Source organism: Rhodoferax sp. LB1P47 (genome assembly GCF_056521445.1).
The window spans coordinates 124,722-147,936 of the sequence record NZ_JBWMAU010000003.1 but is presented as its reverse complement, the minus strand read 5'-3'; the positions used below and the strand labels follow the sequence as shown (position 1 = coordinate 147,936).

General features: G+C 63.0%; 15 protein-coding genes and 1 tRNA gene. 15 read left to right on the top strand and 1 reads right to left on the bottom strand.

Annotated features, from left to right (window positions below):
- Positions 1 to 39 precede the first annotated feature (39 nt).
- The 10 genes from uvrB (at position 40) to AC0969_RS06120 (ending at position 8,643) form a co-directional block, all read left to right on the top strand.
- A complete protein-coding gene (uvrB, locus tag AC0969_RS06165; RefSeq protein WP_479623258.1) occupies positions 40 to 2,142 on the top strand; it encodes an excinuclease ABC subunit UvrB in 2,103 nt (700 codons plus the stop codon).
- Positions 2,143 to 2,401: 259 nt separating this feature from the next.
- Positions 2,402 to 2,938, top strand: coding sequence for a Fe-S cluster assembly transcriptional regulator IscR (gene iscR, locus AC0969_RS06160; RefSeq protein ID WP_479623257.1), 537 nt, complete (start codon positions 2,402 to 2,404; stop codon positions 2,936 to 2,938).
- Between the two features lie 59 nt (positions 2,939 to 2,997).
- Positions 2,998 to 4,215, top strand: a complete 1,218-nt coding sequence (locus AC0969_RS06155) for an IscS subfamily cysteine desulfurase (protein ID WP_479623256.1) — start codon at positions 2,998 to 3,000, stop codon at positions 4,213 to 4,215.
- 24 nt (positions 4,216 to 4,239) lie between these two features.
- Positions 4,240 to 4,644, top strand: a complete 405-nt coding sequence (gene iscU / locus AC0969_RS06150) for a Fe-S cluster assembly scaffold IscU (protein ID WP_479623255.1) — start codon at positions 4,240 to 4,242, stop codon at positions 4,642 to 4,644.
- A gap of 2 nt (positions 4,645 to 4,646) precedes the next feature.
- Positions 4,647 to 4,970 (top strand): iron-sulfur cluster assembly protein IscA, encoded by a 324-nt coding sequence (gene iscA, locus AC0969_RS06145; RefSeq protein WP_479623254.1) that lies wholly within the window; start codon positions 4,647 to 4,649, stop codon positions 4,968 to 4,970.
- A 62-nt stretch (positions 4,971 to 5,032) separates the two neighbouring features.
- Positions 5,033 to 5,545, top strand: a complete 513-nt coding sequence (hscB, locus tag AC0969_RS06140) for a Fe-S protein assembly co-chaperone HscB (protein ID WP_479623253.1) — start codon at positions 5,033 to 5,035, stop codon at positions 5,543 to 5,545.
- A gap of 27 nt (positions 5,546 to 5,572) precedes the next feature.
- Complete coding sequence (hscA, locus tag AC0969_RS06135; protein ID WP_479623252.1) at positions 5,573 to 7,429, top strand: Fe-S protein assembly chaperone HscA; 1,857 nt, start codon at positions 5,573 to 5,575, stop codon at positions 7,427 to 7,429.
- A 1-nt stretch (position 7,430) separates the two neighbouring features.
- Positions 7,431 to 7,769 carry an ISC system 2Fe-2S type ferredoxin gene (gene fdx, locus AC0969_RS06130; protein ID WP_479623251.1) on the top strand — a complete coding sequence of 113 codons (339 nt, stop codon included), beginning with the start codon at positions 7,431 to 7,433 and terminating at the stop codon, positions 7,767 to 7,769.
- Positions 7,770 to 7,827: 58 nt separating this feature from the next.
- Positions 7,828 to 8,541 (top strand): DNA polymerase III subunit epsilon, encoded by a 714-nt coding sequence (dnaQ, locus tag AC0969_RS06125; protein ID WP_479623250.1) that lies wholly within the window; start codon positions 7,828 to 7,830, stop codon positions 8,539 to 8,541.
- A 27-nt stretch (positions 8,542 to 8,568) separates the two neighbouring features.
- Positions 8,569 to 8,643, top strand: a tRNA-Val gene (locus AC0969_RS06120).
- A gap of 137 nt (positions 8,644 to 8,780) precedes the next feature.
- Here the strand turns inward: AC0969_RS06120 and AC0969_RS06115 are convergent.
- The gene (locus AC0969_RS06115; protein WP_479623249.1) at positions 8,781 to 9,512 is read right to left on the bottom strand and encodes a DUF7227 family protein; all 732 of its coding nucleotides are present in this window, start codon (positions 9,510 to 9,512) and stop codon (positions 8,781 to 8,783) included.
- Between the two features lie 1,070 nt (positions 9,513 to 10,582).
- On the opposite strand from AC0969_RS06115, the gene AC0969_RS06110 reads away from it, so the two are divergent.
- The 5 genes from AC0969_RS06110 to AC0969_RS06090 all read left to right on the top strand — a co-directional run bounded on the left by AC0969_RS06110 (position 10,583) and on the right by AC0969_RS06090 (position 22,921).
- On the top strand, positions 10,583 to 11,614 hold the full coding sequence (locus AC0969_RS06110; protein WP_479623248.1) for a hypothetical protein: 1,032 nt from the start codon (positions 10,583 to 10,585) through the stop codon (positions 11,612 to 11,614).
- A complete protein-coding gene (locus AC0969_RS06105; protein WP_479623247.1) occupies positions 11,615 to 13,510 on the top strand; it encodes a hypothetical protein in 1,896 nt (631 codons plus the stop codon).
- 839 nt (positions 13,511 to 14,349) lie between these two features.
- Positions 14,350 to 14,502 carry a hypothetical protein gene (locus AC0969_RS06100; protein ID WP_479623246.1) on the top strand — a complete coding sequence of 51 codons (153 nt, stop codon included), beginning with the start codon at positions 14,350 to 14,352 and terminating at the stop codon, positions 14,500 to 14,502.
- A 164-nt stretch (positions 14,503 to 14,666) separates the two neighbouring features.
- Entirely contained in the window at positions 14,667 to 16,043 is a 1,377-nt protein-coding gene (locus AC0969_RS06095) for a hypothetical protein (RefSeq protein WP_479623245.1), read from the top strand.
- 5 nt (positions 16,044 to 16,048) lie between these two features.
- The gene (locus AC0969_RS06090) at positions 16,049 to 22,921 is read left to right on the top strand and encodes a hypothetical protein (protein ID WP_479623244.1); all 6,873 of its coding nucleotides are present in this window, start codon (positions 16,049 to 16,051) and stop codon (positions 22,919 to 22,921) included.
- Positions 22,922 to 23,215 lie beyond the last annotated feature (294 nt).

Here is a 23,215-nt window from a genome sequence, read left to right as displayed (position 1 = left end):
TACAGTATCGGGTTTTCCGCCGATCTGGAATTTGCGCCCATGACCGAAATCGTCTCCCTGTACCCGTCCACCTCTCCCGAGCAGCCCGAAGGCGAGTTCGTCAGCTTCCCCGGCTCACCGTTCGAGCTGTTCATGCCGTACCCCCCCGCTGGCGACCAGCCACAGGCGATCGACAAGCTGGTGGAAGGCCTGCGTGACGGTGAAGTGTTCCAAACCCTGCTGGGTGTGACCGGCTCGGGTAAGACCTTCACGATGGCCAATGTGATTGCCCGCATGGGCCGTCCTGCGATTGTTTTTGCGCCCAACAAGACTCTGGCTGCACAGCTGTACAGCGAGTTCCGCGAGTTCTTTCCGAAAAATGCGGTGGAGTATTTCGTTAGCTACTACGACTACTACCAGCCCGAGGCTTACGTGCCGCAGCGCGATTTGTTTATCGAGAAAGACAGCGCCATCAACGAGCACATCGAGCAGATGCGCCTGAGCTGTACCAAGAGCGTGCTGGAGCGGCGCGATGTCATCATTGTGGCCACGGTGTCCGCCATCTACGGTATCGGCCAGCCCGAGGCCTACCACCAGATGGTGATGACGCTGCGCCAAGGCGACAAAATGGGCCAGCGCGACGTGATTGCCCAGCTGATTCGCATGCAGTACCAGCGCAACGACATGGAGTTCAGCCGGGGCAAGTTCCGTGTGCGCGGCGACACGATTGATGTGTTTCCAGCCGAGCATTCTGAGCTGGCCATCCGCATCGAGCTATTTGACGACGAGATCGAGACGCTGCAACTGTTCGACCCGCTCACCGGCCGCATCCGCCAGAAGATTCCTCGCTTTACCGTCTACCCCAGCAGCCATTACGTGACCCCGCGCGACAAGGTTTTAGCGGCGGTGGAAACCATCAAAACCGAGCTGTCCGACCGGCTGAAAGAACTGGTCGGCATGGGCAAGCTGGTGGAGGCCCAGCGGCTGGAGCAGCGCACCCGCTTTGATCTGGAAATGCTGACTGAGATCGGCCACTGCAAGGGCATTGAAAACTACACCCGCCACCTCAGCGCCGCGCTGCCCGGCATGCCGCCGTCTACGCTCACCGACTACCTGCCCAAAGACGCGCTGATGTTTCTGGACGAAAGCCATATCCTGATCGGTCAGTTTGGCGGCATGTACAACGGCGATAGGGCGCGCAAGACCACGTTGGTGGAATACGGTTTTCGCCTGCCCAGTGCGCTGGACAACCGCCCGCTGAAGTTTGAAGAATTCGAGACCAAGATGCGCCAGGCGGTGTTCGTCTCGGCCACGCCCGGCAACTGGGAAAAAGAACACACCGGCCAGGTGGTGGAGCAGCTGGTGCGCCCCACCGGTCTGGTAGATCCCCATGTAGAAGTGCGCCCGGCCACCCACCAGGTGGACGACGTGCTGCAAGAAATCCGCATCCGTGTTGAAAAAAGCGAGCGGGTTTTCATCACCACGCTGACCAAAAAAATGGCCGAACAACTGACCGATTATCTGTCTGAGAACGGCGTGAAAGTGCGCTACCTGCACAGCGATGTGGATACGGTGGAGCGGGTAGAGATCTTGCGCGACCTGCGCCTGGGTACCTTTGACGTGCTGGTCGGTATCAACCTGTTACGCGAGGGCTTGGACGTGCCGGAGGTGTCGCTGGTGGCCATTTTGGATGCGGACAAGGAAGGCTTTTTGCGATCCGAGCGCTCGCTGATCCAGACCATTGGCCGGGCGGCGCGTAACCTGAATGGTCGGGCCATTCTGTACGCCGATAAGGTCACCGAATCCATGCGCAAGGCGATTGATGAGACCGAGCGCCGCCGCACCAAACAAATCGCCCATAACCTTGAGCAGGGCATCACCCCGCGCAGTATCAAGAAGCAGGTGAAGGACCTGATCGACGGCGTGTACAGCGAAAAGTCCGGCCGCGAAGCCGAGAAGCTGGCACAAGACGCGATCCAGCGCGCAAAGGTGGAGGACATGGGTGAAAAAGATATCGCCCGCGAAATCAAACGGTTGGAGAAGCTGATGCTGGAGCACGCCCGCAACCTGGAATTCGAGAAGGCCGCCCGTGTGCGCGATCAGTTAGCGGTGCTCAAAACCCAGGCCTTTGGGGCCTCGGGGCACGACAACATTGCGCTGTAAAACTAATCGTTCTAAAATAAGACTAACCAGTATGCTTACCCGACGAATTCAATTGGTTTCTTTGCTATAATCCACTTTGTCAATAAAGAAAAACCAGAGGTTGGGGGTGGCTGCCGTGACTCAATCACGGCAAGCACGCTGGATGAAGCGGAGTTGAGACTGTCGAAATACGGTTTTGGTTCCATGTGACACCCCAGTATTGCCTAAATGATTTGCGTGGTAACCATGTAAGTCGTGGCCAACTAAACAGGAGCTTGCGATGCGACTCACCACTAAAGGCCGTTTTGCGGTCACCGCCATGATTGATCTGGCCCTGCGCCAGAACAACGGCCCCGTTACGCTTGCGGCTATCAGCCAGCGGCAACAAATTTCTCTCTCGTACTTGGAGCAGCTCTTCGGTAAACTGCGCCGCCATGAGTTGGTTGAATCTACGCGTGGTCCCGGCGGCGGTTACACACTGGGCCGCAAAGCCGCTGACATCACTGTGGCCGACATCATTGTCTCGGTGGATGAGCCGATAGATGCGACCCAGTGCGGTGGCAAGGAAAACTGCCTGGGCGAAGCCGGTCGTTGCATGACACACGACCTGTGGGCCTCGCTGAACACCCGAATGGTTGAGTTTCTGGACTCGGTAAGCCTGCAAAAACTGGTGGACGAGCAACTCGCCAAGGGCGTGCAGATCGAAAGCAAGCCTATGGTCAAGCGCGCCATCTCTAGCATGCCGGTCGTCAAGCCCATTCGCATCACCGGACCGAATTCCGTGTTTGCCCTTGGCAACGTATTTGCCAAGTCTTAATTCCCTCACAGTGCTTTTTTTAAAGCCAGCCTTCACCAAAAGTTTTTGAGAGCTAGCCAATGGATACCCCACACTTCCCCATTTATATGGACTACAGCGCCACCAACCCCTGCGACGAGCGGGTGGTGGATGCCATGATTCCTTGGTTGCGCGAACACTTTGGCAACCCCGCGTCGCGCAGCCATGCGTGGGGCTGGGAGGCGGAAGCTGCGGTGGAAAAAGCCCGCGAACAAGTGGCGGCACTGATCGGTGCCGACCCGCGTGAAATCGTCTGGACTTCGGGTGCTACCGAGTCCAACAATCTGGCACTCAAGGGTGCCGCCCAGTTCTACAAAACCAAGGGCAAGCACATCATCACGGTGAAGACCGAGCACAAAGCTGTACTCGACACCTGCCGCGAGTTGGAGCGTCAGGGCTTTGAAGTCACCTACCTAGACGTGCAGGCCGATGGGTTGCTTGATCTGGAAGTTTTCAAGGCGGCTATCCGTCCCGACACCATCCTGGCCAGCGTGATGTTCGTGAACAACGAAATCGGTGTGATCCAGGACATCGCTGCGATCGGTGCCATCTGCCGCGAAAAGGGCGTGATCTTGCATTCTGACGCAGCCCAGGCTACCGGCCGTGTCGAGTTTGATTTGTCGACCATACCGGTCGATCTGATGAGTTTGACTTCGCACAAAACCTACGGACCCAAAGGCATCGGTGCTCTGTTCGTTCGCCGCAAGCCGCGCATCCGCCTGGAAGCGCAAATGCACGGCGGCGGTCACGAGCGCGGCATGCGTTCGGGCACCTTGCCTACGCACCAGATCGTCGGCATGGGCGAGGCTTATCGCATCGCCAAGGAAGAAATGGGCGTGGAAAACGTCCGCATCCAGGCCTTGCACGATCGCATGCTGGCCGGTTTGAAAGACGTGGAGCAGGTGTTCATCAACGGGCACGAAACGAAACGTGTGCCGCACAACCTGAACATGAGCTTCAACTACGTCGAAGGCGAGTCGCTGATCATGGGCATCAAGGGTTTGGCCGTTTCCAGCGGTTCGGCGTGTACATCCGCCAGCCTGGAACCCAGCTATGTATTGCGCGCCCTGGGTCGTAGTGACGAGCTGGCCCACAGCAGCCTGCGCATGACTATTGGCCGCTGGACCACCGAGGCCGACATCGACTACGCCGTCGATACCATCAAGGTCAACGTGGCCAAGCTGCGCGACTTGAGTCCTTTGTGGGAAATGTACCAAGATGGTATTGACATCAGCACCATCCAATGGTCGGCACATTGATTTGAATTGAAGAGGTAAAACACCATGGCTTATTCTGAAAAAGTAGTTGACCACTATGAGAACCCCCGCAACGTCGGCTCGTTTGAAAAAGGCGACGACAGCGTAGGTACCGGCATGGTCGGTGCCCCTGCTTGCGGCGACGTGATGAAGTTGCAAATCAAGGTCAACCCCGTCACCGGTGTGATCGAAGACGCACGGTTCAAGACCTACGGCTGCGGCTCGGCCATTGCGTCCAGCTCGCTGGTGACCGAATGGGTCAAGGGTAAAACCCTGGACGAAGCGGCTGCGTTGAAAAACAGCCAGATCGCCGAAGAACTGGCGCTGCCCCCGGTCAAGATCCATTGCTCCATCCTGGCCGAAGATGCCATCAAGGCCGCAGTCAATGACTACAAGCAAAAACACGCTGCGGCGGCTGTCCAGGTTCACTGAACATGGCTGTCACGCTGACTGAGGCTGCTGCCCGGCATGTCACCCGCTACCTGGCCAAACGTGGCAAGGGCGTGGGTGTGCGACTGGGTGTCAAAACCACGGGCTGCTCGGGCCTGGCTTACAAGCTGGAGTACGTAGACGCATTCGCCCCCGAAGATGTGATCTTCGAAGGCCATGGCGTGAAAGTGCTGGTCGATCCGAAAAGCCTGGCTTACATCGACGGCACGCAACTCGACTTTGTGCGCGAAGGCCTGAACGAAGGCTTCAAGTTCGAAAATCCGAACGAGCGCGATAAATGTGGCTGCGGAGAAAGCTTTCGAATTTAACGGCAGCGCTCCGAACACCAACCGCCCGTGCTCAGCGCCCCGGCGGTTTTTTCTTGGCATGTATGAATCTTCAATCCAACGACTTTGCGCTGTTCGATATCCCTGAACAGTTCGCGCAGGACCTTGCCGCCATGCAGACACGCTGGCAGGACTTGCAGCGCGAGGCGCACCCGGACCGCTTTGCAGCCCAAGCCGGCGCGGCACAGCGCGTGGCTATGCAGTGGTCGGTGCGCATCAATGAAGCCTGGGCGCGGCTGAAAGACCCGCTCAAGCGGGCGGCCTACCTGTGCGAGCTACTTGGTGCACCCATCCAGGCCGAGAACAACACCGCCATGCCCACCGCATTTTTGATGCAGCAAATGGAATGGCGCGAAGCCTTAGACGATGCCAACAGCGCAGCTGCACTGGAAGCCTTGAACACCGAGGTGCTGCAAGCCCGCCGCGACGGCCTAGTCCAATGCGCCCAGCTGCTGGACGTGGCCCACGACTACTTCGCTGCCGCCCAGCAGGTGCGCGCCCTGATGTTCATCGAGCGCTTTGCCCGTGACGTAGATGATGCTATCGACCGCCTGTGACAATCGACGAATAACTTATTACTCCCCATGGCGCTCCTCCAAATTTCCGAACCCGGCCAGTCGCCCGACCCGCACCAGCGCCGCCATGCCGTCGGCATCGACCTCGGCACCACGCACTCGCTGGTAGCCACCGTGCGCAGCGGCGAAGCCGTCTGCCTGCCCGACGACCAGGGCAGGGTGATTTTGCCCAGCGTGGTGCGCTACCTACCTGGCGACAAACGCCAGATCGGCTACGACGCACTGGCCGCCCAGGCCAGCGACCCCGAAAACACCATTGCGTCTGTGAAGCGCTTCATGGGCCGCAGCCTGGCTGACATCGCCCAGCGCGAGAAGTTGCCCTACGTATTCATCGATAAGCCCGGCATGGTCGGTCTGCAAACCGCGCATGGCGAGAAATCGCCGGTCGAAGTCAGTGCCGAAATCCTGGCCACACTGCGTTTCCGCGCCGAAGACAGCTTTTTGGACGACGTGTATGGTGCCGTCATCACCGTGCCCGCCTATTTCGACGATGCCCAGCGCCAGGCCACCAAGGACGCGGCGCAACTGGCCGGTTTGAACGTGCTGCGCCTGATCAACGAGCCCACGGCTGCGGCCATCGCCTACGGCCTGGACAACGGCAGCGAAGGCATTTACGCGGTGTACGACCTGGGCGGTGGCACGTTTGACATCAGCATCTTGCGCCTCAGCCAGGGCGTGTTCGAGGTGATTGCCACCGGCGGCGATGCGGCCCTGGGCGGCGACGACTACGACCGCGCACTGGCCGACTGGGTGCTGGCGCAAACCGGCCAGCAAGCCGTGTCCGCGTCTGACAAAGTGGCCCTGAACGCCGCAGCCCGCGCCTGCAAAGAAGCTCTGTCTGCTATAAATTTGGTAGCTATTCGCGCAGATCTATCCAGCGCTAGCGTGCAATTTGACGTTAAAAAATCAGACTTTGAAGCCGCCACTGCCCCGCTGACTGCCCGCACCATGACCGCCGTACGCAAAGCGCTGCGCGATGCCAAGTTGAGCGTGGACGAGGTGCAGGGTACGGTGATGGTCGGCGGCTCCACCCGCATGCCGCAAATCCAGCGCGCCGTGGCCGACTTCTTTGGCCGCGCGCCGCTCACCAACCTGAACCCGGACGAAGTCGTCGCCCTGGGTGCCGCCATCCAGGCCAACCAACTGGCGGGAAACAGTGGGGCAGGGGACTTGCTGCTGCTGGACGTGATTCCGCTGTCGCTGGGTATCGAGACCATGGGCGGCTTGGTCGAGCGCATTGTGCCGCGCAACCAGACCATTCCCACGGCGATGGCGCAGGATTTCACCACCTACCAAGACGGCCAGACCGCCCTGGCTTTGCACGTGGTGCAGGGCGAGCGCGACCTGGTGGCCGACTGCCGCAGCCTGGCCCGCTTCGAGCTGCGCGGCATCCCGCCGATGGCCGCAGGTGCCGCGCGTATCCGCGTCACCTTCACGGTGGATGCTGACGGCCTGCTCAGCGTGGCCGCCAAGGAACAGGGCAGTGGCGTGGAAGCGCAGATCACCGTCAAACCCAGCTACGGCCTGAGCGACGAACAGATCGCCCAGATGCTGCAAGACAGCTTCCACACCGCCGCGCAAGACATGCAGGCCCGCGCCCTGGTCGAAGCCCGCGTGGATGCCGACCGCATGCTGCTGGCCACCCAGAGCGCGCTGGCAGCGGATGGTGATTTGCTCTCAGAAGATGAGCTGTCCGCCATCGAAGTCTTGCGTGCCGAACTGGTTCAGACCAAGCTGCTCACCGATGCCAAACTGGTTGAAGCCGCCACCAAACAACTGGCCGACGGCACCGAAGCCTTCGCCGCCGCCCGCATGAACCGGGGCATCCAGCACGCCCTGTCCGGCAAGAACATCGAGAACATCTGATATGCCCATCATCAAAATCCTGCCCCACCCCGAATACTGCCCGCAAGGTGCCGAGATCAGCGCGCCTGCGGGCACCTCGATCTGCGAGGCCATGCTGGACAACCACATCAACATCGAGCACGCCTGCGACATGAGCTGCGCCTGCACTACCTGCCACGTGATCGTGCGCGAGGGCTACCAGTCGCTGGGCGAGCTGGATGAGAACGAAGAAGATTTGCTCGACCGCGCCTGGGGCCTGGAGCCGCAGTCGCGCCTGGGTTGCCAAGCCTTTTTGTCGCAGCAAAATGTGACTGTGGAAATCCCTAAGTACACCGTCAACCACGCCAAAGAAAATCATTGATAAAAAGTGCCTTTAGCGTAGGTATCACTTGCGCAGGCAGCTATTAAAAAGATAGTTTATGCGCCAAATTATTCTGGATACCGAAACCACCGGCCTGTCGGCTGCGGGCGGTGACCGCGTGCTGGAAATTGGTTGTGTTGAGCTATTCAACCGCAAGCTCACCGGCCACCATTTCCACCACTACATCAACCCCGAGCGAGACAGCCACGAAGACGCGCTGCGGGTACACGGGATCACCACCGAATTTTTGCGCGACAAGCCCAAATTCGCCGAGATTGCCGACGCATTTGTGGCCTATTGCCAGGATGCCGAACTCATCATCCACAACGCCGCGTTCGACGTCGGCTTTCTGAACAAAGAGCTGGAGCGGCTGGGCAAACCGCCGTTGAAAAGTTTTGTCAGCGGCGTGATCGACACGCTGGCCCTGGCCAAAGAGTTGTACCCCGGCAAGCGCAATTCACTCGATGCCCTGTGCGACCGGCTAGAAGTGGACCGGTCTGGGCGCGAAGTGCACGGTGCTTTGCTGGATGCCGAGCTGTTGTCACAGGTCTATATCAACCTCACGCGGGGCCAGGATGCGCTGCTGATTGATGTGGGTGATGAGGACACCGCTGTGGTGGCTGTGGCCCATATGGATTTGAGTGGCTTCGTGCTGCCGGTACTTGCGGTCAGCGATGAGGATGCCGCCGCCCACCAAGACCTGTTGAAACAACTCGACAAATCCAGCGGTGGCAAAACGGTTTGGCGAATTGTTGAAAAAGATGTTGTATAATTCGAGGCTTACCTGAACAGTATTTCAGGGCGATTAGCTCAGGGGTAGAGCACTGCATTCACACTGCAGGGGTCGCAAGTTCGAAACTTGCATCGCCCACCAATTAAAGCCTTCCAAGTCATTGATTTGGAAGGCTTTTCTCGTTGTGCGCCATCTTAGAACCGGCTTAGAACCGAGCGCTAAAAGGTCTCAAAAGGGCTCAAAATGTATGGCCAGGTCATAGTCCAGGTCATAGTCGGTTAGACAGCCCTGGCAAAGAACACTGCCTGGGCCTTCTTGGCGCTGGTGCCGTGGGCAGGGAAGCCGATGATGGCCTTGCGCGTGGCATGGGCGCAGATGCCGCAAGTAGCGCACTGGATGTCGTCGCGCACTGTAGCGGGGCAGATGGACACGTGGCGGCCTCCAGGGGTCTGTAGCGGCTTTGTAGCGCCGATGGGCAGCACCACGACCACCGGTGCGATGCCCAGGGCGGCGTATTGGTCGGCCTGGGCCAGGGTCTCAGCCGACAGATTGACCGTGAAGCCGCGGGCGTTGGCGGCCTGAATCGACAGGTCGTTGTTCTCGACCGTCGGGTCGTAATGGGTGAAGCCGAAGCCCTTGCGCCCCCGGTTTGCCTCGACCAGCTGGGTCAGGGCGTCGGGGTCGATCTCGCGGCCGTCGCCGGGCAGGTCGCCAGCCTGGGCCCAGCGCCAGAGCTGGTGCTTGGGCAGCTTGCGGATGCTGTCGCACAGGTCGGCCAATGAACCGCCGCGCGTGCCCTTGGAGACCTTGTCCCAGTGCAACCGCAGTGGGCCGCTCTCGGCGTAACAGCCATTGCCTCGAAACGAGCACGTGGCCGGGCAGCACTCTCGTTCTCCACCCCGCCCGAGTACCTGGCGTATCTGGAGTCCCCGTCCGAGCCGGAGAGCGCCGGTGCGCGCTACGAGTCCGACACGTACGTGCGTAGCGGGGCGACCGTGACGCTTGCACATCTGGAGTACGACGCGTTTGACCCGTACACGGACCAATGGATGTGGGTGCCGACAACAGCGCTGTTTCAGATACCTCCGCTCCGACTCAGGCAACCAGACCTCACATACCATTCATTGCATACCTATGCCGCCCAGGGGGTGTCGCCACGCGCGGTGCGGGTTCGCGCGGTGACCGCCCAGACCCTCGGGCGTGACCATGTATGGGGTGAGAGCGAGACGCGACCTGTGCCCGAGCACGCCGCGTGGGGGATGGAGTGGCCCTTGGCAAATGAATGGTGGAGCGCCCCTTGGCCTACCAATTCAGCGGGGTGCGTCTGCCCGCCTGTCATCGTCGTGATACAGAGCGGTATTTCTACTTCGCCCCGCGACGACGGTGATCTCGCGGGCGCGACATTCCGTGGGCGGCACTTCACGGGCAGTAGCCAGTGGCAAAGCGATAACTGGGTGGATCAGTTAACAGTCGCAGTGCTTGACCTCCTCAAACTCTACAAGAAGCCAAAAACATGACAGCTCACCGATATTGGCGGCTACGGGTTGACCGCTGGGTCAGTAACTCGACCGTGATCACCTCTGCCGGTGCCACCAGCGGTGGCGGGACCGGGCTTTTGGATGTTAGGCAACTCAGCTTTTCACTGGCGGGCGTGCATGAGCCGGTTGCGCCGATGGAGGGGGCGAGTACCCCCGCCCCCTACGTAGTAACCGACTCCGGCGAACTCGATGAGGGCAGCACCGCCGGGTGGGTGGCGTTTAGCGGGGCTGATTACACGGGGTGGAAAGCCTCGCCGCAGGTCCAGCCCCCCTGGGCCCAGATCGACCTAGGGGCCGCCCGCGATTTTGACTCCGTTCACCTACGTGGTGGCACCGTCGAGTTTGGGTTCGACATTCTGGACTTCACGGTCCTCTCCAGCCCGACAGGGCTGTTCTCTGGGGAGGAGAGTGTCCGCCTGGGGTACGTGTCGTCCGGTACTGCCAACACCGTGCTGGCAGCGACATACCCACTCCCGGCAGTCTTCGCCATGGGCATAGTGGCTGCTGCTGGCGGGAGCGCGGTGCTGGCAGTCCCCGCACCCATGCTTCGCGCGTCCGGTGGTGGATACGCCGATGTTTCACCGCCGGTGGGCTGGCTATTTGGGGCAGCCACGGTGTCGCCCGAGAATGGGTTCACCCTCAGCCCCCCGCTGCCGAAGCTACAAGCGTACGCCGGCGCCTACGCCGCAATCAGCGGGGTGCCGCCCTCCCTGAGCATCTCCGGCACGTTCCGGGTGCTCGGCCGGGCCACTATCGGTGCTCCGGTGGCGAATCTCGTAGCATCCGGCACCGGGGGCACGGTGGCTTCTGCGGGTGTCGCTGCCCCGATGGTCAGCCTGGTCGGCTACGGCGGGGCGGTCTGCTCGGTGACTATCGGCACGGCCACAGTTTTGGCCACCGGGCGCAGCGGTGCCGTCGGCAACGCGATGCTCACTGCGCCGCTGTTCCAGCTCACCGCCTCGGCCACACGCCAGAGCAGCGGCAGCGCCCTGATCACTGCACCGGTTGGCCGCCTGACTTCTGGCGGCGTGGCCTACCTGATTGCGCCCGGGGCCACCCTGACGGCTATCGGCAGCGCCACCATCGCCTACACCTACGAAGCCTACGCCGTCAACCTGAAGCACAAGCCTACCCCGGGCGTGCAACCGGTGGACGAGGTGACCCGGTGGACCAACTACCCTTTCGACAAGATCGTGCGCTACCGCAACAGCTACTTCGGCGTGGCCGCCGACGGCCTGTACCTGCTGGAGGGCAGCACCGACGACGGCGCGCCCATCGAGTGGAACGTGCAGACCGCTATCGACGACTTCGGATCCCCGCAGAAAAAGACCCTGGTGTCCACCTACCTGGCGGGCCGGTTCGGCAACGCCGCCACCGTGAGCCTGCATGTGGGCGAGAAGGGCGCAGAGACCTACAGCTACGCCTCGCCGCGCGGGCCCGACATCCAAAACTACCGGCAAAAGTTCGGGAGGGGCGTGAAAGCGCGCTACTTCGCCCTGGGCCTGTCCGGCACCGAGGAGTTCCAGTTGGATGCGCTGGACTTCGAGACCCTTGTCCTCTCCCGGAGAATCTAAATGGCAGCCACAGACCTGATCAACGACGCGCGCAACTACGTCAGCACGCTGGTGAGTAGCGCAGATAGCGCGATGGATTCCGCCACCCAGGCGGTGCAGCAAGTCGGGTACTCGATCCCGAACATCAAGACGCTCACGTTGCCGCAGGCCCCCCTCGCCACGCAGACGCTGACCCCGGCCGTGCTGCTGCCGGTGGATGTAGCGCCGCTGCCCGCAACGCCAAGCCTGCCGACGTTCCAGGACGTTACGCTGTTTGACGCGGGGGTCATGCCGCAATTGAGCGTGACGGCCCCGAGCATCACGCTGCCGTCTTCGCCGTCGCAACTGGCAGGGTTCAATGAGAGCGCCCCGGCCATCAGCACGAACATTGCCTTCCCTGAGCCGCCGTCGGCGCTGATGAACCCGCTGATCGAGGCACCGGTGTTGCCCACCCGTGCGGAGCCAGCCAAGCCCCAGACGCTGCTGCCTTCGTTCACCGCCACTGCCCCCACCGGAGCACCGGTGGCACCCACCGATCTAGCTGACGACTTCGACGCAGCCTACCGCAACGCCGCCCCCAGCACGATCACCATGCTCAACGGCTACGTGGATGCGTTCATCACCAAGCACAACCCGCGTTACTTTGAGCAGATGGGACGGGTGGAGGATCAGCTGGCCAAATACCACCAGGGCGGTTCCGGGCTCAACCCCGACGTGGAGAATGCCATCTACGCACGGGCGCAGAGCAAGAACAACGCCGAGGCCCGCCGGGTCAGCGCCGGAGCCTACAAAGACGCGGCGGCGCGCGGCTTCACCCTGCCCACCGGGGCGCTCATGGCCGCCCAGCAGCAGGCCCGCCAGGCCGCCGCCGACAACAACGCCGCCGCCGCGCGCGAGATCGTGGTGATGCAGGCCGAGATGGAGCAGAAGAACCTGCAATTCGCCGTAACCACCTCGCTGAACCTGCGCCAGACCATGCTGAGCGCGGCGCTGAACTACCACCAGAACCTGATCAGCATCAACAGCCAGGCTCTGGACTACGCCAAGAGCGTGCTGTCGGCGATGATCGAGGTGTACAACGCGGCGGTGAAGGGCTTCGGCCTGCGCCTGGATGCGTACCGCGCCGAAGCGTCGGTGTACGAGGTGAGCCTCAAGGCCGCGATGGCGGGCATTGAGGTCTACAAGGCTGAGATCGACGCACTACAGGCGCTGACCAATGTGGACCGCTCCAAGGTGGATGTGTACCGCGCCCGTATCGAGGTACTGACCTCCTTGTCCAACGTCTACCGCTCCCAGATCGACGCGGTCGTGGGCCGCACCAACCTGGAAAAGCTCAAGCTGGAGGTGTTCCAGGCCAAGGTCCAGGCGTACAGCGCCCAGGTGCAGGGCAAAAACGCCGAATGGCAGGGCTATGCGTCGGCCATCGAAGGGCAGGCGGCGGTGGCCAAGATCTACGGCACGCAGGTGGACGCGTACAGCGCACAGGTGAACGGTTACAAAGCGGGTACCGAAGCCAAGTCGGCAGCGGTGCAGGCGGCCGCAACCACGAATGAGGCCCGGTCGCGCCAGTACATCGCAGCCATGCAGGGGTACAGCGCCGTGGTGCAGGCCAACGGCCAGGTGGCGCAGACCAAGCTGGAGAGCAACCGACAGCAGGTGCTGGCCTACCAGGTGGGGGCGCAGACGGAGACGGCGCGGGCCCAGATGCAGCACTCGTACTACCAGACGGTGGCCACCGTGGCGATCAAGAACGCCGAGCTGAACATGAGCGCCCAGTTCCAGGAGATTGACGCTAAGCGCAACTATGCCAAGTCCATTGCCGACTTAGGTACGGCCAACGCCTCCGTGTACTCCAGCGCAGCCAACGCAGCGCTGAGCGGCATGAACTCGCTGGCGGCCGAGATCCTGCAGTCGTAGTGCTAGGATGGCGGGTATGAAGAAATTGCCCGCCACGATTTCCGTGTTTTGCCCGTGCTGCGGGCAGAAGGCCGCTATCACCGGCGACGCTCTAATCAGAAGTGTCTTCCCCGCCTTACGCAACGGGAGGGTCGCCACATATGCCACACATGGCGCGCAGCTCGGCGCGAAAGTTGGTATCGTGGCTGGCCCTCTAGGCGCCGTCGCGGGGACCATCCCAGGTGCGTTAGCTGGAGCCCTCATTGGGTTTTTTATCCACAGCTCGGATGACTCCATCGAGTGCAAGGCATGCGGCACCACGTTCAAGATACTGGGCATCAAGCGGCTAGCCGCAGGATGGCATGCGTGAAAGGCTACGGCCCCTATTGCCCTAATGTCATCGGCGACCATGCCAAAGCCAGGTATTGGGCGACCACACTCGCTTCTACACTCGGGGTAGACGTAACCACCATATGCGTGCCTGACGGGTGGGTCATCAAAGACCACGCTCTGCTCCTATCTGCGTACATGGACCTGCACCCCCAATATAGCGGGGATGGCGAGCAGGAGGCCGAGGAGGGGTGCGACACTGGTGCTTGGCAGGAGATCGGCGCCGAGATATCCGAGGACCAGGAGTCGTATGCCCGCTCCGAAGAGGACGGATGGTTCTACGAGGGCCGGTAACCGTCTAAAATCCACCCATCCCACTGGAGCCTAGCGGCCATGAAGGTGTTCTCCCCAAGGAACACCCATGTCAACTCTCCGTGAATCTCTCCCGAGCTGGGCAGCCAGCTCCCCCACCCCGGGCTCGGGCCAAACTTTGCGCGGCCAGACCCGGTCTATCGTAGGAGCACCACCTGATGAATTCTCTCAAAAACCGCCTGGTCAGAGACTACCAGGAGATGCAGCCCAACCTGCGGGCGGCCCTGCAAGTAATGGTAGTGGGCGGCCTGTTCTGCCTAGTGGGGTGCCTGGTCTCGCCGGAGTTCCGGGACGGACTCCTGGGCCGCTAAACCCGCTCCCGCGTACTTCCGCCATGCTGGCGGATAGTGGTCGGGGGATCAGTGATTCACTCCGCCGCGGGGCCTACGGTAGTGCGCTAGGGAAGACAGTGTCTGGGGCGGTTCAGACCCCTTTTGCCCTTGCAGATGATGCGGTAACCGGGTTCGGGCGCGGGGTGTACAACCTCGCCAAAGACCCGGCCGAAGACTTTGGCCGCGGCCTCTTAGGGATGCCAGACCGGCAGCCCGCCCCCATCCCGGCTGCAACGCCGACCCCTTCACTGCGCAACCCGAACACCTCGGCGGCCTACAACTTCCCCACCGGTGACGCGGGACGCGGCACTACCAACAACCCGCTGCGCACCGACGTGAACCCCGGTAGCCTGCGCTTCGGGGCCAGCCGCGACTTCTCCGCCGAGCTGAACAAAGCCCCCCGCGACCTGCCCGCCGATATGCGCGACGGTGTGGTCATCAAGACCAAAGACGCCCAGGGCCGCACCACCTACAGCGGGCGCAACGTCTCTGGCGATACCCCCCAGATGGTCGACGGCATCGGCCGCAGCCTGCGCCAACTGGGCCAGCCCACCGGCAACTTCGTGCAGAGCCTGGACGGCAGTGGCAAGGTGGACGGCTTCGCCGCCCCCGGTACCGGCCGCATCAGCCTGCGCGGCGGGGCCGATGCTGCGGCGGATGCCCAGCGCACCCTGACCAACCCCGACGGCAGCCGCTGGACCTCTGACGACAACGCCATCATGGCCGCCAATATGCGCGACGGCGTGGACCCCTACCGTGGCACCTCGCGCCAGCCCAGCCTGCGCGGCGGCCCCGACCTGATGGCCCTGGCCCTGTCGCCCAACGGCACCATCGGCCGCAAGTTCGCCCGCCAGATGCTGCTGGACCAGCAGGGCCAAGAGACCACCCGCCGTGGCCAAGACATGAGCTACGAGTCCTCGCTGCGCGGCAACCAGGTGGCGGTGGGCTCGGCCACCGCCAAGCTGCGCTACGACATGATGAAGGACCAGCGCGACTTCGACGTGGGCCGCTCTGACAAGGCGCTGGACAACACCCGCAAGGCCAACGACGACTGGAACACCCAGATCGGCCGCACCTTCCCGGGGGCGGACGGCAAGCCCGATGCCCGTGCGGCGGCCGACTTCACCCGCGCGACCGACTTCACCATCAAGGCCATGACCACGGACCTACTCAAGAGCGGCGGCGCCAAGGAGATGGCCTACGCCAAGAAGCTGGCCGCCGAGGGTCGCTCCGCACTGGACCCCGACGACTTCGCCGCCATGGTCGAGCGGTACCGGGTCAAGCAGATCGGCGACAAGTCCACCGAGGGGGCATGGGGCGGCTCCGGCGACAAGACCGACGACCTGCGCCAATACGACATCAAGGGGCCGGACGACGGCCTCATGCAGAAAGGCTGGAAGACCAAAGGCGGGCTGCGCATCCCCGAGGTCAACCTCCAATACGGTGCCGACGCCAGCCACTGGGGCTGGAACAGCGGTCCTGCTGACACTTCCCTGACCCCAAAACGACTGCGAGACTGAACACCATGGGCATGTTTGCTGACACTCTGAGAGCCGAGCGCGCGCAAGCCGAGCGGACCCCCACGCAAGAGACCCTGCCCACCTCGCTACGCCGGGGCTTCGAGTCCGGCATGCTGGGTGCGGGCTCCCAGCTCCAATCCCTGGCGGGCGGCGTGGCCGACGCTGCGGGGTTCGACGACTTTGCCCGCAGCCGCAACGCCGATGCCGCCGACCTGCAGCGCCAAGCCCAAGAGGCCGCGCCCCAGGTGCAGAGCTCCAAGCAGGTTAAGAGCCTGCGCGGCGGGGCCAACTATGTGGCCGGGCTGCTGGGCGGTTCGGCCCCCATCATGGCTGCGGGCTTGGCCGGTGGCCTGGCTACCGGTGGCGCGGGGGCAATCCCTGCAGCGCTGGGGGCTGCGGCGGCCACCGCCCCGTTCGAGATCGGCGACGTGTTCCAGAAACAACAGGCGGACCCCGAGGCCATGCGCCAGAGCGCGGGCGAGCGGGCAAGGAACGCATTCGTATCCGGCGGCCTGTCGGCGGGCCTGCAGGGCATCGTGCCCGGCATGGTCACCGGCAAGCTGCTGGGCCGGGGCGCCGAGGCGCTGGCCGGGCGATCGCTGCGCCAGATGGCGGGCAGCGCGGCGCTCGACGTACCCTTGGAAGGCCTCACCGAGGGTGGGGGCGAGGCGCTCAAACAGCTCGGCGCCAACCAGGGCAAGCCGCTGGACTGGGAAGCCATCACCGAGAACGCCATCGGCGGGGTTGCTGCGGGCGGCGCGCTGGGCAGCGTGGGCCTGGCCGGGGATGTAGTGCATGCCAATGCAGACGCTATTAAAAACGTAGCTAACAACGCCCGCACGGCGGTGGCTGGGGTGGTACAGGGCGGCCAGGATGCCCTGGGCGGCGTAGCCGATGCGGCCCCCAAGAAGGTCGCCTCCATCTGGGACGACCTGGGTGGCTATGTACAGCAAGGCCGGGCCAAGCTGGACGACACCATAGACCGCGTCGCCAACGGCCAGCCGCTGGGCGACCTAGAAAAGTTCGCTACCGCCCAGGGTGAGACCCTGCGCAACATGGTGGACTTCTCCGAGAACGAATCAGTCCAAAAAGCCAAGAGCTGGGCCACCGAAATGGTCAACGATGCCGGGCTCACCCCCGAGCGCCGCCAGGCGGCCGCCGACGCGATGCAGAACCTCAGCGCCCAGGGCGGTGCTGCAGCGGTGGCGGCAATGAAGAAGACCTACGACGCGGGCAAGTCCGTGGCCGACAAGATCAGCGCCTTCGCCCAGGTAGCCGGTGCGGGCTTCCGCCACGGCGCTGAGCAGGCCAAGGCCACGACCATCAACGAGCGGGCCGCCAAGCGCTCCGACGACGATTCCGGCTACCGCAAGGTGTTCCGCGACAGCGTCTTGCCCGCGATCATGCCGATCCTGCGGGACATGCCCGGCATGTTCGACCGGCAGGACAGCGTCAACCAGATGGGCGACGCCCTGCGTCTGATGGGCGAGAAGATCGCCCAGGGCCCGCTGGACTCCGACACCGCAGCCAAGGCCATCGACGTGTTTGGCGACCGCACTGTAGATGTGCTGAACGCCGTGCACAGCACCATGCGGGAGCTGAACACCGGTGCCAAGCGCCTGGACACTGAGCGCTTTTTCAAGAACCTGAACGAGATCGACGCGATCCAGAAACGCACCGCCAGCCTGCACGACACCATCGCTCGGTCCTTGACCGAGGACGCCAAGGGCAGCACGCTGTCCAGCGACATCCCCGGCCTGACCCGGCTGCTGGTGGCCCATGCGCGTGGTGAGTTCGCGGCCCGTGGCGGCGAACGCAGCGCCCAGGAGAATCTGACCAACACCCGCATGGCCGACATGCTGAAGGAGCACTTCGGCCCCAAGGCCGACTTCGTGTCCAAGGCGGTGGAGAAAGAAGCCGGGCAGATCCACGGCGCGGACGAGGGGACCGGCAACGGCTTCGACGAAGAGGGCAACCGCCTGGAGCCTGAAGCCACCGACAGCGTCGTCAAGGGCCGGGGCAAGAACAACGAGCCGGTGATGCACCCAGAGCTGTTCGCCTCCAGCCGGGAGCCTGGCCAGAACTACGCCGCCCAGTACATGAGGGACATGCAGGCCAAGTACCCGGACCACGATGTGCGCTTCGAGTACGCCGACGGCTCCAAGACACACGGCCACGTGGTGGCCGAGAAGGCCGCCGATCCGACCTCGTTCAGCGAAGCCGACATGGAAGCGCTGAAGCACGACACCAAGAGCTTCGGCAAAAGCCCTAGCCGCCTGCAGGTGGGCGACCTGGCCATCGACGCGGTGAAGGTGGCCAAGGTCATGCGTAGCAAGGGCCAGGCCGACTGGGAAGGCCCGAACCAGACCACCAACAAGCGCAACCTGGTAGACGCCTTCAAGCGCGGCATCGCCCAGCTCACCGAGCGTGCGGGCGAGGTGATCAACGTGCCCGACGGCGCGGTGATCGGCTTCACCGGCGGCAAGGCGCTGACCTGGGGTGAGGCCAAGGCTATGCCCGCGCCCCGCAGTGCGGCGGACAAGTCCAACGATGCGGATACTGCGCTGGTGCACGAGTACCGCAAGCAGCTTGCCCAGGCGACGTTCTCGGACGCCAAGCTGGCCGAGCACGGCCTGGAGCGCATGGACATGACGGCCAAAGCGCTGGGTGAGATCCGTGACGCGTTGAAGGCGCTGGAGAAGAAGGTCAGTGGAGCGCGCGACGCAGATCTGGCGGGCCGCCCAGAAACCAGCGCCACAACCGAGTTCGACGACGACGGCAACCGCACTCCCGAGGCCCTGCAGCAGGACCTGGAAGCCCGCGGCATCACCGAGCGCTCGAAGGACGAGCAGATCCACCAGGCGGCGAACGGCAGCGGTGTCAACCGCGACCCGGTCAAATCCAACATGGCAGGCGGTGCGCACCATGTCAGCGACCGCGTCTCAGAGCAGCGCCAGGAGCTGGTCATGACCGTCGCCGAGTGGGGCCAGGTGCCGTCCGGCCCCGCCAAGAAGATCGCCGAGCGCGCTAAGGTGCTGCTGGGCAGCTACGACTCCATGGGCAAGGCCGACCGCCGGGCCTTCCAACTGCTGGCGGGCAAGTCGCCTGCCGAGGCATCGGGCACGATCAACACGCTGGCCCGCAAGTACAGGGACATGATTGTCGCGCCGGGTGCGAAGCCAGCACAAGCCACCACGGAGCGTGTTGCCCCCGCTGCGCCTAAGCCCACGCTCTCCCCCGAGGTGACCCGCATGGTCGACGGCTCCGTCACCGCAGAGAGCTACCCGCAGACGGTGAAGGGCGTCGACAACTTCCTGAAGTCGGCGAGCAAGCGCTACACGGAACTCCACCGCATGCTGACGGGGGACGATAACGTGGACCTGAGCGCGGCGCAGATGAATACCTATACCAAACTGGCCTCGTGGTTTGGGCGTAGCTCGAAGGAAGATCTGGCTGGGTTCTACGACGGTGTCCCGGGGGCAGAGGGGCACACGGACGACGATGTGCGGGCCATGATCAAAGAGGGCACCCCCGACCCAAAAGCATTGGCCGCCAAAAAGGCGGCGCTCCTGGCAGCAGCTTCCTCTTCTGACCCCGCCCTCCTGAAAGAGCTGGCCACCAGCACCGACGCGAAGGGCCTACAGCGGGCTGTGGGGGTGCTGCCGCCTGGCAGGGCCTTGGACACCGCCAACACGCGGCTGGCCGAGCTGGTGCAGAACCCCGACACCGCGTTCGGCTTACAGACGAAGAAGTACAGCCTAGAATCTACTGAATCAACAGGAGCCGATGATGGACGCGCCAGACTCATTACCCGACTCGCAGATGGTAGACGAGATGCATTTGTTCATGCGAGCAAAACGGAAGTGGTCGGCGGAAAGCTCGGAACGAATACGTTTGGCCCGCTTGGCCGGGAGTTCACACACTACTTTGCGAACGACTCCGATACCACGCACGCCTTCGTCGTCCCGGACGAACTTGTTCCTCGGCTTTCCCGAGAACTCGACAGACGGAGCGCTGCCGGCGATGTCGAAGGACAGCTAAAAGCCCTCGCATTCTTCTCTGTTCAGCACGCGTTCTACGATTCCTCCTCGGGTAGTTTCGAGACCTTTGGTCCTCGCCTGAAGACCCCCGGGGCTGAGCTTCTGGAGAAACTGGGCGCGCTTGGCCACACCGATAAGCAGCTGGACGGCGGTGGGCATGTCACGCGCGTTGAGGGTGTCACCGGGCGTGACACGGCGAACTTCCTCGCCTCCGCACTGGCCTACTCCAAGCACGTGCTGGGCAAGGAGACCCTTGACGTGAACTGGGAGCGCGTAACCGGTGCCAAGGAGGGGAAACAAGGCGGGGGTAAGTACAGCGCCGAGCCCGCCGCCGGTCCCGACAACACGGCCACCCGCGCTGCGGTCGAGGCCCACATCGAAAAGGTCCTAGGCCAGTCGGTCAAGGTGAAGTGGGCCAAGCTGACCCACGCGGGCGAGTTCGAGCGCATGCGCACCACCGACGTGATCCGCCTCAGCGTGCACGCCCTGGACCCGATGTCCGTGGCCCACCACGAGAGCCTGCACGCCTTCTTCGCCCAGCTCAAGGACGCCAAGGCTACCGACATCACCCAGGTGCTGGAGCGCGCTGCTGCCTCACCTCACGCGCTGGCGCAGATGCAGGAGTTCTTCAAGGGCGAACCTGCGGTGCTGGCCCAGCTGAAAGACCCCGAGGAGCGCGCTGCTTACATGTACCAGCTGTGGGCCAGCAACCCGAAGTCGATCCAGCTTGGCCCCCAGGTCAAGGGCGTGTTCACCAAGATCGCCGACTTCATCCGTGGCGTGCTCGGCATCTGGACCAACGACCAGCGCGCCCTGCACATCATGGAATACTTCCACTCCGGTGAGTACGCCAAGAACCTGGGTGCGCCCAGCGCGGTGCGCCGCCACCTGATGGATGCAGGCCACAACCAGGTGCTGGACACTGCCAAGTCGTTCACCGAGCCGCTGGCTAAGCTGGCCGACGCGGTGGTCGGCACCGGCAGCGGGCGGTTGCGCGACACCGGTGTGCCGTCGCTGCGCCGCCTGGCCGATCTGATCAAACGCGACGCTACCGAGGAGGGCGGTGATCAGGGCTTCATCCAGGCCGCGCGGGTAGAGGCCACCAAGCGCCGTGGCGCCCTGGGCGCGCTACTGGCGGCCTACACCCCCGAGCAGCTCAACGACGCCATGGAGGGCCTCCAGACGCGCCGCGTGCCAGGCTCCACGGAGGCCCAGGCCGCCGTGGTCGCCATCAAGGGGTTTCTGGCCGAGTCCAAGGCCTATATGGAGGGTGCGGAGGTCGAGATCGGCGACCTGGGGCCAGACTACTTCCCTCGGGTTTGGGACACCCACTACATCTCCAAGCATGGCCAGGACTTCATGGACATGCTGGAGCCCTATGTGCGCTCGGGCCAGTTCAAGGGCGACCCGAAGGAGTTCATGCACCGGCTGAGCAGCCGCGACGGGGCGGAGTTTGGTATCGAGACCCGTACCCCCGGCATGCAGTTTAAGAAGGAGCGCAAGCTGGGTTTCATCAAGCCCGAGGACGCGGCGATGTTCGTGTCCAAAGACCTGTTCGGCACACTCAACTCCTACATCACCCAGGCCACGCGCCGGGCGGAGTGGAACCGGCGGCTGGGCGACGGCCAACTTGAGAGCCTGTTCGAGCGGGCCAAGTCCGAGGGCGCGACACCGGAGAACCTGGCCCTTGCCGACCAGTACCTCAAAGGGATCGACGGCACGCTGGGCGACAACATCAACCCCCACGCGCGGCGCATCATGGGCAACATGATCGTCTACCAGAACGTGCGCCTGCTGCCTATGGCAATGTTCAGCATGCTCATCGACCCGATGGGTGTGATGGTGCGCGGCGGCACGGCGGGTGAGGCATGGTCCACCTTCAAGCGCGGCATGGCCTCCATCTCTGAGAGCTTCGGCCGGGCTGCACGCGCCGACGCGGCATCGGAACTGGCCGAGCTGGTCGGCGTGGTGGACAACGCCATGTTGTCGCAAACCATGGGCGACGTCTACACCCAGGGCATGGTGGGCGGCACGGCCCAGAAGATCAACAACGCCTTCTTCCGCTTCAACATGGTGGAGGGGCTGAACCGCTCGTTCCGCATCGGGGCGAGCGAGGCAGCCATGAACTTCATGGCCAAGCACGCTGACGGCAAGGCTGCGCCTCACAGCCGCCGTTGGATGGCTGAGCTGGGCTTGCATCCGGGCGACATCCAGGTAGTGGGCAAGCGCATCGCGCTGACCGACGCCGAGGGCCTGACCGCCGAGCAGGTCGTGCGCGTGCATGCCGCCATCAACCAGTGGGTGGACGGCGCGATGCTGCGCCCAGACGCCGCAGACAAGCCAGTGTGGATGAATGATCCGCGCTTCGCCCTGATCTCGCACCTGAAGCAGTTCGTGTTCGCCTTCCAGAAGGTGATCATCGGGCGCACCATGCACGAGATGGAGCACGGCAACTTCAAACCGGCCATGGTGCTCGCCAGCTACATACCGGTGATGATGGCGGCGGACTTCGCCAAGGGCATCATCCAGGGCGGTGGTGACACCCCGGAATGGAAGAAAGGCTGGGGCATGTCCGACTACATCGGCAGCGGCATCCAGCGGGCCGGGCTACTGGGGGTGGGCCAGTTCGGTATGGACATGGCTGAGGACGTACAGCGTGGCGGCATTGGGCTGGGGGCGCTGGCAGGGCCCACCATCGAGCAGTTCGCGGACTCCGTGCAGCTGCTGGGCGGGCACAAGCAGTTTGGGCCTTTTGTGCTGGATGCGCTGCCCGCCAACGCGCTGTACAAAGAGAGCCTGGGTGGTGCGTCAGAGGCCGCTCCGGTGACCGTGGACTAAGGAAGAACCCACCAACGTATGTTTTGCACGTTGCTTCAGAGTTTACAACCTCTATATAGAAATAACTTATCTCTTTTATATACTTTTTAATTCCTAATCTTGATTTAGAGAGTGTAAGTGTAATAAGTGTATTTTAGCTATAGAGAGATTACGATTAACGCAGTAGAAACAATAGCAAAGGGCCGCCGCATGAGTTGCAGCGGCGCGAAGCGTTTTGCAGCCCGGAATCGCGCCCATGGAGAGGATTATTGCCATGGGTAGGGGCTATTCGCGGCGACAGACATAAAGTGGTCG